This window comes from Lignipirellula cremea (assembly GCF_056501455.1).
Genome location: NZ_CM151415.1, coordinates 843699 through 856506, shown reverse-complemented (window position 1 = coordinate 856506; position 12808 = coordinate 843699). Strand labels below are relative to the sequence as shown.

Here is a 12808-nt window from a genome sequence, read left to right as displayed (position 1 = left end):
GGCCAACGAATGCAGCCGAAGCGTCAGGCTTCGCCCCGCTCGTCGAGCAGATCGTAGTAGACCTGCGCCACGCCGGCAGCCATCGTCTTGTCGGAGAAGCCGCTCTGCCAGCGTTCGAAGCCGGCGATGCCGAACGCGACCCCGTCGCGCTCGCCCGTGACGAACTCGCCGATCGCGACCGTCAGATCGTCGACGTCGCCGGGCGAAACGATCAGGCCGTCGACCTTGTCGCGAACGACCTCGGTCACGCCTTCGACGTCCGTCGCGATGCAGGGGACGCCCGCGGCCATCGCTTCGAGCAGGACCATCGGCATCCCTTCGCCGAACAGGCTCGGCAGGACGAACAGGTCGATCTTCGCGAGTTCCGCCTGCACGTCGCGGCAGAAGCCCGTGAAGGTCACGGCATCCTTGATCTTCAGTTCGTCGATCAGTTCGCGGATCGAGGCCTCGTACTCGGGCGTCTCGAACGGTCCGATCGCACGCAGCGTCACGTCGGCGCCCGCGCCGCGCAGCTTCGCGATCGCCTGAAGCAGAATCTCGAGCCCCTTCCGCGGTCGAAAGAGCGCGACGGCGCCGACGGTCCAAGTCTTCTTCGGCAGCGTACGTACCGGGCAGATCGCCGGACCCGGGACGCCGTTCGGCACGACGCGAATGCGGGAACCGGGAAAGCCCTGTTCCTCCATGTAGGTCTTCAGGCTCTTCGAAACGGCGATCAGCCGGGTCGCGCTCCGGACGGCGAGCTTCTCCGACGCCAGGTTGATCGCGTTCTGAATACGCCGCGTCGAATCGCGGGAGACCGGGCTATGGACGTGATAGACGAGCGGGATATCGAGCCCCAGCGTCGCCAGCCGCGCGATCAGCGCCGTGCGCGGCGTATGGGCGTGGACGATGTCGTATCGCCCGGCCCGGATTTCGCGAGCGAGATGATAGACCGGCCGAACGTCCAGCTTGTGAGCCATCGGGTAGCTGAGCAGCGTCGCCAGCCGCGCCCGGCGATTCGCCGGGAACTGGTCGGGCTTCAGGCAGACGAACGTCACCTCGACGCCCGAATCGGGCAGGTTCAGGCCCAGGAGATCCTGCACCCGCTCGGCGCCCGAGTAGCGTTCGCCGTTGATGACGTGCATCGCGCGGATGACGCGACTGAACTTCGGAATCTCGGGGGGGAGATCGTTCATCGCGACGGGACGCCGCGACGAGCGTGCCTCGCTGACGGCTGCGAGGTTCGCCGCGGGGACGGTCGCCGCGGCGACGGTCGCCGGGTCGTTCGAGCGAGCGATTTCTGGCGCCAGGGACATCTTCGTAAGGCTCCGATACGATCGAGCGATCGATTCGACCGCTCCTGACGGAAGCCTACGTCGCACCGGAGCCGAGGAAGGTCGCTGCGGCGTTCCCCCCGACGGCGCCGGCGCCGATCGAGGCGTCCGCAAGCGATTCTGACGGTCGCGCCGAAAGAAGGGCTGCTCGCCGCGGCTTCCGCACCGCCCCGATTCGAGCAGAATGGGGGCGAACCGTTTCCCGCACGCTTTCCCTGCCGACCGGCAATGCCGAACCGCTGGACCTGGACCCGTCTCGCCCTCGTGGCGGTCGGCACGTTCGACGTGCTGGCCTTCGGCGCGTTGTTCCTGTCGGACGACGCGATGGGGACGGTCCATCAGGCGCTCGGCCTGGGGGAACTCCCTCGCAGTCCGATCGTCGGCTACCTCGCGCGAACGGCGTCGCTGCAGTACGGACTGCACGGCTTGCTGCTGTGGGCGGCGTCGCTGAACGTCTCCCGGTTCGCTCCGCTCGTCCCCTGGCTGGGCGGGCTGAAGCTGCTGCAGGCGCTGGCGGTCGCCGCCGTCGATACCGCCGGCGGGATGCCCTTGTGGTGGACGATCGTCGAGCCGATTTGCCTGGGGCTCGCCGGCATCGGGCTGCTCGCGGCCTGGATCGTCGACGCGCGGAGAAACCGAACGTCGGAGAACGCGGAACGCCCTTCATGAGCCGGTAAGGGGCGGACGGAGCCCCCGTTCGGAGCGCCGGCGGCAAGGGCGCGAGAACGGCTTCGCCCTCGGTCGCAGTTCGCGGGAAATTACCGAAGGAGCGACCTTCGTCGGGCGATAAGCTGTTCGCCGCGGTGGGACGCAGCCGCCTGCGGCCTGCCGAACAGGCTGCGGCGAAACGCGAACCTCGGGGCCTGCGTCGTTGTCGGTCCGGTTTCGGGGGGACGCGTTCGGCCCCGCGAATTTCGGCGTTCGAACCATTCTCAGGCGCCTTCTTTCGAACGCCGGCATCCAAGCGAACTATCGGTCTGACTAGATTCCGCATGACGGCCCTGTGCCATCGACCCTGGCGGCAATACCATCTGCGATCGTGATTTGAGTTGCATCCCGGGGCTGGAGGCCCCCACGCAGTGACTCCGCTTTATACCCGCCGCTTTCTGCTCGCTCAGACCGCCCAGATGCTGTTCGTCGTTTCGTCGACGCTGCTGGGGCACTACGCACGCTGGATCGAACATCTCGGCGGATCGCCGACGACGGTCGGCTGGATCATGGGCGGCGGGGCGGTGACCGGCCTGCTGCTGCGACCCTGGCTGGGTCAATGGATCGCCGCCGTCGGTTGCCGGCGGGCCTGGCTGTTCGGGATGGCGATCTTCGGGATCGGCATCTCGGGGAACTTCGCCCTGGCCGAGCAGTACTGGCCCGTGCTGCTGCTCAGGACGCTGATCGTCGTCGGCTCGGCTCTGGTCGCCGTCGCCAGCCTCACGTTCGTGATGCGGCACGCGGCGCCCGAACGACGCTCGGAAGCGATCGGCGCGCTTGGCGCCAGCGGCTTCCTCGGGATGCTGATCGGCCCGTTCGTCGGCGACCTGCTGCTCGGCGACGGGCAGCGCGAGCACTGGCAGTTCCACCTGCTGTTCGGCGTCTCGATCGCATTCAGCGCCGCCTCGACGTTGCTCGTCTGGTTTCTGCCGGACGAGCCCGATGCGACAGCCCGCGGTCAGGTCCGGCTCAGCGCGTTCGTTTCGACGGTCAAGGAGCGCTGGCCCGGCGCGATCATGCTGGTCAACGCGGCGTTCGGCCTGGGGATGGCCGTGCCGTTCGCGTTTCTGCCCAGCTTCATCGACGAGCGGGGGCTGTCGATTCCCGGCATCTCGCCGATCGGGTTCTTCTTCGCCGCGTATGCAGGGCTGGGCCTGATCGCCCGGTTCACCGGCGCCCGGTTTCAGGATCGCCTGGGACGGGAGCGGGTTCTGTTCGCGGGGATCGGATGCATGGGCGTCGGGCTGCTCGCGTTTCCGTTCGTCACCGCGGACCGCGCCTGGCTGTTGATTCTGCCGGCGCTCGTCTGCGGGGTAGGGCACGCGCTGGTCTTCCCGGCGATGACCTCGCTGAACCTGGAGACGTTCGACGACCGGACCCGCGGCACGGGATCGACGTTGTCGCTGATGATGTCGGACCTGGGCTATATCGCGGGCACGCCCTTCCTGGGCTGGCTGGCCACGGGCGTCGGCTACGACGCGATGCATCTGGCGACCGGGGCGATCGTCCTCTCGGCAGGCGGCTTCTACGCCTGGCGGCGGAGCCTGTCCCGCAGCGGAGCCGCTTCGCCGGCGACGACGCCGGCGATCGAACTCGCGCCGACGGTTCTGCCGATGGCGAACGCTTCGGTGGCGCTGGCGCCTCGCGCCCTGGCTCCTCTGGGCGCCGTGGACGAATTCCCGTCCCTGAAGGCGGCTTCCTGATTTTTGCGAAGGGCGCCGGCCGACTGTTTCATCGGCGCCTCGTGCAGAATCCGCAGCAGGCGGAGGGATTCGGGCGGCCCGCCTCCACTGAACACGCGCCAAGACCCGATTCGCTGGATAAACTGGTTGCGATCTTAAGATATGCGGTCGACGGACGAACAGCGTCCGGGACTGGTTAATGACGAGGCGGTCGAGCGATGCGGCTCCGACTTCGCCGTTTAGGTTGATAGGCAGATCGGATGAGATTGCGTGGGAGCGCCGTCGGACGGTTCGCGAGGCTTCGCCGTCCGACGCGGCAGGTCGTCCCTGCGGTTTTCGTTTTCGTCGTGCCGTTGCTCGCCGGTTGTCCGAATCTCTTCAAGGAAGCGATTCCCGCCCGACCCGGCGCCATTCCGACCGCCCCCGTCGTACAGGCACCTCCGCCGACGGCGCCGGGCGTACCGAATTCGGGGACGACGCCTGAGGTCGCGACCGGACAGACGCCGCTCAGCTTCGCCGGGCTTGCCGGAAGTTCGATCCGTCAGTTCTCCAGCGGCCTCCCGACCGGACGCCAGAATCTCGACGGGGTCGAGTTCCTGTTCGGCGACCTGTTCCTGCAACTGCGCAGCTCTCGCCGGCCTGGTTACCCGAGCTTCGTTCGCGTCCCGGTCAACCGGCCCTTCGCCGTCGTCCACTTCCTGCATGCGACGCAGTACGGCACGCCCCTGCTGCCGATGGGGGCCCCGCCCGAGGAAGCGCTTTCCGCGGGCCGCTTCGACCATTTCGAGAATACGCAGGTCGGCGAGTACGTCGTCATCTATCGGAACGGCACGGAGCGACCGATCCCGCTGCATTACGGCAAAGAGATTCGCGACTGGTGGGACTGGGACGACCGCGCCGCCGACGGGGCCGCGACGGTGTGGGAGATCGAAGACCCCAAGGCGCGGGAACTCGGTTACTCGGCCCGGCTGTTCCAGTTCGACTGGACCAATCCGCACCCCGATCTCGAAGTCTCGACGATCGAGTTTCGCAGCGCCGAGTCGATCGCCTCGCCGTTCTGCGTCGCGATTACGGTCGACGGAGGCTACGGCGGAAACTCGCCCGCCCCGGCAGTCGCGGCTACGCCCTCCGCCGGCCCGTCCAGTTCGACCGACGTCGATCCGTCGGTCCCCTCCGGCTTCGTGAAGCGGCAGTCGAACTCGTTCCGCGATCAACTGGAAGCGCTCTGGGGCGGCGACGAGACCCAACAGCCTGACGCGACCGCGAGCGCCGCCGGACCGGCGTCCTCCGCCGCCATGCCTTCGGCCGCCATGCCTTCAGCCGCGCGAGACTCCGCCGCCGCGTGGGCCGAGTCGCTCGCGCGGCTTCGTACCGACCGGGATCGGGCGATCGTCGATCTGGTCGACCATCTGCGAAACGAGATCAAGGACGCGAAGGTCAAGGCGACGCTGGAAAATCGGGACGAGCAGGTCACGACGCTGGAAGCGGACGCCGCCGCGCTCCAGGTCGATCGCTTCCGACCGCCGAAGTCCCCCGACGTGAGAACGCCTACCGAGACTTACTTCCAGACGACCGTCTCGCGGGAGAATGACTTCCTCGTCTCGCTGAAGTCGCTCGAAAAGAGGCGCCCGGCGAACCTGCCGGCGACGAACGAGGCGGAACTGCGGACCGAGATCGCCGACGTGGAAGCGTCGCTGGCGAAGCTGGCCCTGGCGCAGCGGTTGCTCGCGGCGGCGCCGGGAGCGCGGATCTCGCGTCCCGCCGTTGCGGCGAGCGTTTCGGCGGGTCCTGTCGGGGCCGGTCCGACGGACTTTATGGGCCCCGCGCCGATCCGCTGGAAAGTCGCGGTCGATCCGCCCGCGACGCTTCCCGCGCGGAGGGAACGCGTGACCTATCGCGGGATCGACGAAGCACGCCCGGAGCACATGCTCTATCCGCCCGGACCGGCGACGTTCGTCCAGGCGGGCTACGGCAGCGAACGACTGAACGGCGTGCGGCTGATCGATCTTCGATCGGGCCGTCCGCTCACGGACATGAGCTTCGGGGGCGCCGTCGGTCCGGAGACCGGGCTCACGCGGGGTTCGGCGCTCTCGCCCGCTGGCGATCGCTGGAGTCTGCTCGACGACCCGAGTTCGCGGGAGTTCTTCCTGATGGACCCCCGAAGAGAAGGCATGAACCGTCCGGCGGCGACGATCCGCTTCCGGGGCGCTCCGCCGGTCGTGCTCCTGCCGACGTCGGACCGTGCGATCACGATCGACGCGGAGGAACGGGCCGTCACGTCGTACGCGCTCCCTTCGGGCGCGAGGAACGCCGAGATCGATCTGTTCGCGACGCCCTCGACCTTACCGGGCGGGTTCGCCACCAGTCCCGGCGGGCGCTATCTCGTCATCTCCGACGATTCGCCCCGTCCGACGAGCGCCAGGTTCCTCGATCTACATTCGGGCGAAGAGGTCGGCGCGCTGGAACTTCAGGGTCCCGAAGTCGTGCCGCACTTCCTCGCCTTCGCGTTCTCCCACGACGGGAAGGAGTTCGCCGCGGTGATGGCGAACGTTCCTCCTTCTGACGGAGTCGGACCGACTCGCGAGGGGATCGTCGTATGGGACGTCGCCTCGGGACGACCGACGTACGCCCGCCCCATCGACGGGCTGCTCGACCCGGCGAGCATCTCGTCGGACTACCCGCTGCAATGGTTTCCCGACGGTCGCGGCTGGCTCGCGATGCAGCGCTTCGTCGTCGACCGGGAGCAGGGTCGCGTCTCGCAGACGCTCGCGGGCTACGCCGATTCGGTCTTCGGACAGAACGGCGCGAAGATCCTGAACGATTCGCAAATCCTCGTCGCCGAAGGCGCCAGCGGACTGGTCGTTCAGGAAGCGACCCGCGTCGCGAACTGACGCGTTTTCGCGCCGCGCAGGTCGATCGAAGCGCGCGTGCAATCCGGCTTCCGGCGCCGTAAGCTGACGCTCGGCCGCGCGATCGGCCCGCGCTTCTCCTCGCCTCCTCTTCCTGCACGGCATCGCATGTCGGCAACGCTTGTCGCGCGCTCGCGCTTGGCGGCAACCTCGTTCTCTGCTCGCGTCGCTACGGCGCTCAGCGCTGCGTCGCTGGCGCTATTCGCTGGTTGCTTCGCGACGACTCCGCCGACCGGGTCGCCGACGGCATCGACTGCCTCGAACGCTCAGGCGCTCGACCTGGATCCCGTCGGAAGCGTGCCGATCGCAGAGTATCAAGGCATGCCGACCGGCGATCAGCGTCTCGGCGGCGTACCGTTTCACATCGGCGAATCGGCGCTGCGAGTCGGCAGTCCGTCGTTCCCCAAGTTCCCGCAGAGCGTCGCCGGCGTCGCGGTCGACCGAACCTTTCGGGTCGCGCACTTTCTCCACGCGACGAACGGCGGAGCCTTTCAGCAGCCCGGACATCCGAAGCACGAATCGGACGGCGTCACGATCGGGCAGTACGTGATCCGTTACGAGGACGGCAGCGCCGAGACGTTTCCGCTGCGGTACGGTTGGGAGACGCGCGACTTCTGGAACTGGGACCGATCGCTGCCGACGACCGATTCGGAAGTCGTCTGGAACGGCGAGAATCCGAACGCGGCGAAGTACGGCGTGAAGGTCCGGCTGTATAAGGCAAGCTGGCTCAATCCGCATCCCGAGAAGCCGGTCGCGACCATCGATCTGGTTTCGGCGAACGCCAGGGCGGCGCCCGTCTGCTTCGCGATCACGGTCGACGACGATCCGGCGTCGGCACCGCGCGCGAACGCCGTTCCTACCGAGCCGCCTTCCGCGACGCCGATCGCGCCGGCGCCGCATACGCTGGCGATGGCTCCTGCGCGGGCGATCGATGCCCAGCCGACGACTGTTCCCCCCGCCGCACCCGCGGAGACGATCTCGTCGATCGCGTCGCCGATCCCGAACGAGTCGCCGGTCGAGATCGCTTCGGCGGAACCGATGGAAGAGTCGCCCGCGCGAACGATCGAGAAGCCTTCGATGAGCGAGGCTCCGTCGAACGCGATCCCTGCAGCCGACGCCGTCGGCGCCGAAGACGATGACCGCGATGCGGAATCTGGCGAAGAAGAGAACGTAGAAGCGGAGAAAGAAAGCGACGAAGAACCGGAGTTCCTCGGACCGCCGCCGGAGGACTGGACGCTCGTCGTCGATCCGGCGGTTGAACTTCCCTCCTATCCCGCGACGCTTCCGTATGACCGACTCGAAGGCGTCTCGCCCCGCCGACTGCTGACGCCTGCGGTTCCCTCGCCGTTCATGGCCGTCAGCGAGGGCATCGGAGAGACGCAAGCGTTTCGCGTGTTCGATCTCCGCTCCGGGAAGCAGGTCGCTTTCGTCGACGGGCTGCATCAACGGGATCGCCCGAGCGAGCCGACCGGCCCGGCGCTCTCCCCCGACGGTCGGCTGCTGGCGCTGCACGATTTCGGGACGCAGTCGATCTACGTCGGCGACGTCTTCGACAAGAAGACGTTGAACCGCTTCGCCTGGTCCCATGCGGACCCGATCCTGTTGTTTCCGAAGCCTGACGTGCTGGTCGCCGTCGACACGGGAAGCGAACCGCGCATCGACGTCTGGCAGTTGCCGCAGGCGACGCCGATCGTTTCATTCGCGATCGAAGAGGCGCCGGAACTCGTCCCCGGCCTTGTCGCGGTCAGTCCGGGGGGTCGCTATCTCGTGCTCTGCCCGGTATCGACGCCGACGGAGGTCGCGACCTTTTACGATCTTCAGAAGGGCGAGAAAGTGACTTCCCTTCGTTTACGAGGCCGACAGGTCGACGCCTACTTCCAGGCGTTCGCGTTCTCTCCCGACGGCAAGGAGTTCGGCGCCTACATGCACGGACTGGAGAACGAAACCGGTCCGACAGGAATCCATCGGGGAATCGTCGTCTGGGACGTGAAGACCGGCAGACGCCTCTACGAGGCGCCGCTCGATTCGGGGGGAGCGCTCGACCCGGCGCTCTTTTCGAGTCGCAGGCCGTTGCAGTGGTTCCCCGATCGACAGGCGTGGCTCCTGTCTCAGGTCCGTATCTTCGATCGCCAGGAGGGCAAAACGACGCGAAGCCTGTCGCAGCATATGCGATCGGGCCAGGAAACGACCGGCGCCCAGATCCTCGACGATGGACGCCTGCTGATCTCGGACGCGAACGGCGGTCTGCAGATCCTCGCGACCGAACGCGAACCCCTCGCGAAGGCGAAGGAGTGAGCTTACGGCATGCTGACCGTTTCGCCGTCGCCGCGCGTGCCGAGCGCGAGAAACGTGCCGTGCGAAATCGAATACGGAACGAACCGCACGGAGCCGTCCGCCATCGCGAAGTGACCGCCGCCCGGATGCCAGCTCCAGAAATGCTGAGCGTGCGCGATCGTCGCGTTGCCCTTCGAGAAGCCGGTCGACGTGTACAGCGTGTTGTCGCCCGAGCCTTTGACGTCGATGCCGGCGCCGCAGACGATCCATCCGTACTTCAGGCTCGATTCGATGCCGCGCTCGCCGATCGCGAGCGTGTTCGACGACCCGTCGACGATGCTCGCGAACCGCGTCGCGCTTTCGTAGTGCAGCACGCCGTCAGGATCGGCGAGCGACGTCCCCGCGACTCCGAAATACGAGGAGTTCACGTAATCGCCCCAGTGCGGGTCGCTCCAGACGTCGTCCGACAGCGGTTCGTCGGGACACTTCGCGATCTCGAACAGCTTGTTCGCGGGGCTCTTGTCGGGCGAAATCGCGATCTGCGCCCGGACCCACTCGAAGCTGTTCGGCGCATAGTCGAAGTTAATGAGATCGTAGAGCGCCTGCTGCTCGACGAAGGGCAACAGCTCCGCCCGCCAGGACCAGTACTTCGTCGACGTCCCCATCGGGAAGCGCGTCCGGACGTCGTGTCGATTGTGCAGACCGATCGCCCACTGCCGCAGGCCGTTCTGGCACTGGGTCCGACGAGCGGCCTCGCGCGCCGCCTGCACCGCGGGCAGCAGCAGCGCGACCAGCACGCCGATGATCGCGATCACCACCAGCAACTCCACCAGGGTGAAGCCTCGTCCGGCGACCTTCCGCGACATGACTCGCTCCGTTCCGTCAGGAGACCGCGAAGTTTCCTCACTGCGTGACGACGAGATCCATGCGATAGGGCGCCGTCGACGGCGCTTCGCAGGGGAGGCGAACGTCCTGCAGCAGCGCCGATCCTTTGCCTCCGGGCAGGGCAGGCGACGCGGGTCGACCGTCCGCGGAGGCGAGGATCTGGATCAAAGCTTCGTGCGGTCCGGGGACGGGACCGTTCTGACGATCGAACGCGAACGAACCGGCGACGATGTCCGTCGATGCGGAAGGCCCGTTCGTCCCGGCTGCCGGTACGAGAATGAGCGAACCCTGGATCTGCTCCGCCGAGAGACCCGGGACGGAAACGACGCCGGTCGCGGGAACGCGATCCCATCCGTCGCCTCCGCCGCACCCTGCAAGCGCGGAAGCAGCCAGAACGAAGACGACTCCGAACGGTCGGCGCGGTAGCGACACCAGGCCTCCGAGCGATCGAGAAGAGCGACGAGAGAGAAGCGATCAGGAAACTAACGCATCCAACAGCGCTTGTCAAAGTAAATGCGTTCGGTCGCGCGATCGCCGTCGGCGTTTCCTCAGAAGAGCGAGCCCTGCTGACGCGATCCGCCGTTCGATGCATCGTCGACCGCAGGAAGCGCGGGCGGCGCGATTCCCTTCTCGGCGAGAAGCTCCAGCAGCCGCGCGGTGTGTCCCGGTTCGACGGCGTCGTCCGGCGCGTGCAGGAACAGGATCGGACGCTTCCCCCGCTCGATCCAATGGGCAAGATGCCCGGCCCACTCGGACAGCCAGGGCTCCGTCTCTTCCAGGCTGTCGCGGCAGATCAGACGGACGATCGGGCGATCGGTCAGCGGGGCGACCTTCACCGGCAGGTTCGGCTTCTTCCGTCGTGCCTCGCGCTCGGAATCGCTCCGCGGCGGAGCGGAGAAGAGGCAGCGGCTATCCATCAGCACGCGTTCGACGCCCCGATCGGCCAGCTCCCGATCGAGCCGCTCCTCGGCAGGCCCCCCCTCGAAGAACGCGACGTGCCGCGGCTCGACGGCGACCTCCAACTCCCGCGGCAGATCGTCCAGATACTTGAGCAGCGTCGGCAGACGATCGGGCCCGAAGAACGGAGGCAACTGCACCATCGTCGGCGCCAGCCGCTGCGCCTCGTGCAGCGGCCAGAGCGTTTCGAGAAAGGCCTTCGTCTCCGCGTCGGCGTCTTCGAGTTGCCGCTGGTGCGTGATCGCCTGCGGAAACTTGAAGCTGAAGCCGAAGCCGGGGTAGGTCTTCTCGATCCACGATCGGACGACGTCAGCCGAGGGGAGGGCGTAGAAAGTGCTGTTCCCCTCGACGGTCCGATAGCGCCTCGCGTAGTGCGTGAGCCACTCCGTACGGGGCGCCTTCGCCGGATAGACGCTTCCCTTCCACGCCGGGCAGGCGAAGATCGGCAGCCCCAGCGACCAGCCATCGGGAAGCGTCTCAGGTCGATCCGTCATGCGTCACTCTTGCGGACTGGCCCGTCGATCGGAAGAGGTCCCTCAACGAAAAACCGCCGTCGCGGAGGTTGACTCCGGACGGCGGCTTCCTGGCGTTCGCCTGCGTGTTGCCTGGGCCATGTCCCCTTCGCTGGGCGAAGGTTCGGATACCCCGCGGACGAAACGCCTCGGTCGTGACGGCGTCCGTGTCCTGAAGGGCATTCCGTTCTTCGCGTACAGCTTACTTCGGCAAGCACGACCCGTAACGCGATTTCTGACTCAGTCCCAGCTCAGGCCGCCGCCCGACTGGTACTCGGTGACGCGGGTCTCGAAGAAGTTCTTCTCCTTCGAGAGGTCCATGATCTCGCTCATCCAGGGGAACGGGTTGGACGAGCCGTACTGCGGCGACAGGCCGATGCGCTCCAGGCGCCGGTCGGCGATGTGCTGGATGTACTCGCGGAACAGGTCCGCGTTCAGGCCCATGATGCCGCTGGGGAGGCTGTCCTTCGCGTACTCGATCTCCAGCTCGACCGCCTCGCGAACGAGGTCCACGATCCGCTGCTGGAACTCGGTCGTCCAGAGGTGCGGGTTCTCCTGCTTGATGCCGTTGATCAGGTCGATGCCGAAGTTCAGGTGGATCGACTCGTCCCGCAGGATGTACTGGAACTGCTCCCCGATGCCGGTCATCACGTTCCGCCGGTGGAACGACAGGATCGTCACGAAGCCGGTGTAGAAGAAGATCCCCTCCATGATCAGGTAGTACCCGATCAGGTTCTTGAGGAACGTCTGGGCGCCTTCGAACGAGTCGGTCGAGAAGTCGTCGGCCAGCACCTCGGCGGTGAGGGCCATCTCGAACTCGTCCTTCTTCGCGATGACCGGGACTTCGTGGTACATGTTGAAGACCTCGCCCTCGTCCAGGCCGAGGCTGTCCACCACGTACAGGAACGTGTGCGTGTGGACCGCTTCTTCGAACGCCTGACGCAGCAGGTACTGCCGGCACTCGGCGTTCGTGACGTGCTTGAAGATGGCCAGGACCAGGTTGTTCCCCACCAGCGATTCGGCGGTGGAGAAGAAGCCCAGGTTCCGCAGGATCACCTGCCGTTCGGCGTCGGAGAGCTTGGTCGAGCGCCAGGTCTCGATGTCCTTGGTCATCGCCACTTCGGTCGGCATCCAGTGGTTGGCGCAACCGTTGACGTAGTGCTCCCAGGCCCAGCCGTACTTGATCGGCATGAGCTGGTTGACGTCGACCTTCGAGCAGTTGATGAGCCGCTTGTCCTTGGCCCGGATGCGATCGGTCGAAATGACGGGGGCCTCTTCCAGTTTCTGAATCATCCTGCTCGTCGCTCCTTGCGCTAGCTGCCAGCCTTGGAATTCGCCGCCGAAACGGCCCGTGGTGACGGAGTCTGCCAGTCGACTCTGTCACGTCCGGGCGAGCCTCGACGGCTCTCTAAACATTAACCGCGTTTCCGGAACGCGGATCATCGTTTCGCGAGGAAGGAAAGGCTTCCGGCGCCCCTCCTTCGCCCGAACCGGCGCCTGCGCCCGAAGGCGCCCCGCCGGCAAAGTTCAACTCTCTCCCCCGTAGGTCAGGCATCGCCTGACGGCTC

At 66.7% G+C, this 12808-nt stretch carries 9 protein-coding genes; 4 read left to right on the top strand and 5 right to left on the bottom strand.

The genetic code is table 11. The annotated features are described in order from the left end of the window. Positions 1 to 23 precede the first annotated feature (23 nt). Positions 24 to 1295 carry a glycosyltransferase gene (locus SH602x_RS03360; RefSeq protein WP_479475462.1) on the bottom strand — a complete coding sequence of 424 codons (1272 nt, stop codon included), beginning with the start codon at positions 1293 to 1295 and terminating at the stop codon, positions 24 to 26. Positions 1296 to 1541: 246 nt separating this feature from the next. Between SH602x_RS03360 and SH602x_RS03355 the strand changes: the two genes are divergently transcribed. The 4 genes from SH602x_RS03355 to SH602x_RS03340 all read left to right on the top strand — a co-directional run bounded on the left by SH602x_RS03355 (position 1542) and on the right by SH602x_RS03340 (position 8907). After that, positions 1542 to 1982 (top strand): hypothetical protein, encoded by a 441-nt coding sequence (locus SH602x_RS03355; protein WP_479475461.1) that lies wholly within the window; start codon positions 1542 to 1544, stop codon positions 1980 to 1982. Positions 1983 to 2392: 410 nt separating this feature from the next. After that, the gene (locus SH602x_RS03350) at positions 2393 to 3724 is read left to right on the top strand and encodes an MFS transporter (protein WP_479475460.1); all 1332 of its coding nucleotides are present in this window, start codon (positions 2393 to 2395) and stop codon (positions 3722 to 3724) included. Between the two features lie 239 nt (positions 3725 to 3963). Beyond that, a complete protein-coding gene (locus SH602x_RS03345; RefSeq protein WP_479475459.1) occupies positions 3964 to 6594 on the top strand; it encodes a WD40 repeat domain-containing protein in 2631 nt (876 codons plus the stop codon). 339 nt (positions 6595 to 6933) lie between these two features. Then, positions 6934 to 8907: a WD40 repeat domain-containing protein gene (locus tag SH602x_RS03340; protein WP_479475458.1), complete on the top strand. Its 1974-nt coding sequence runs from the start codon at positions 6934 to 6936 to the stop codon at positions 8905 to 8907. Between the two features lie 2 nt (positions 8908 to 8909). On the opposite strand, the gene SH602x_RS03335 is transcribed toward SH602x_RS03340, so the two are convergent. The 4 genes from SH602x_RS03335 to SH602x_RS03320 form a co-directional block, all read right to left on the bottom strand. Further along, positions 8910 to 9752: a DUF1559 family PulG-like putative transporter gene (locus SH602x_RS03335; protein WP_479475457.1), complete on the bottom strand. Its 843-nt coding sequence runs from the start codon at positions 9750 to 9752 to the stop codon at positions 8910 to 8912. A gap of 37 nt (positions 9753 to 9789) precedes the next feature. After that, the gene (locus SH602x_RS03330; protein ID WP_479475456.1) at positions 9790 to 10203 is read right to left on the bottom strand and encodes a hypothetical protein; all 414 of its coding nucleotides are present in this window, start codon (positions 10201 to 10203) and stop codon (positions 9790 to 9792) included. A 116-nt stretch (positions 10204 to 10319) separates the two neighbouring features. Beyond that, positions 10320 to 11222 (bottom strand): DUF72 domain-containing protein, encoded by a 903-nt coding sequence (locus SH602x_RS03325; protein ID WP_479475455.1) that lies wholly within the window; start codon positions 11220 to 11222, stop codon positions 10320 to 10322. 258 nt (positions 11223 to 11480) lie between these two features. Continuing rightward, complete coding sequence (locus SH602x_RS03320; RefSeq protein WP_479475454.1) at positions 11481 to 12533, bottom strand: ribonucleotide-diphosphate reductase subunit beta; 1053 nt, start codon at positions 12531 to 12533, stop codon at positions 11481 to 11483. Between the last annotated feature and the right edge of the window lie 275 nt (positions 12534 to 12808).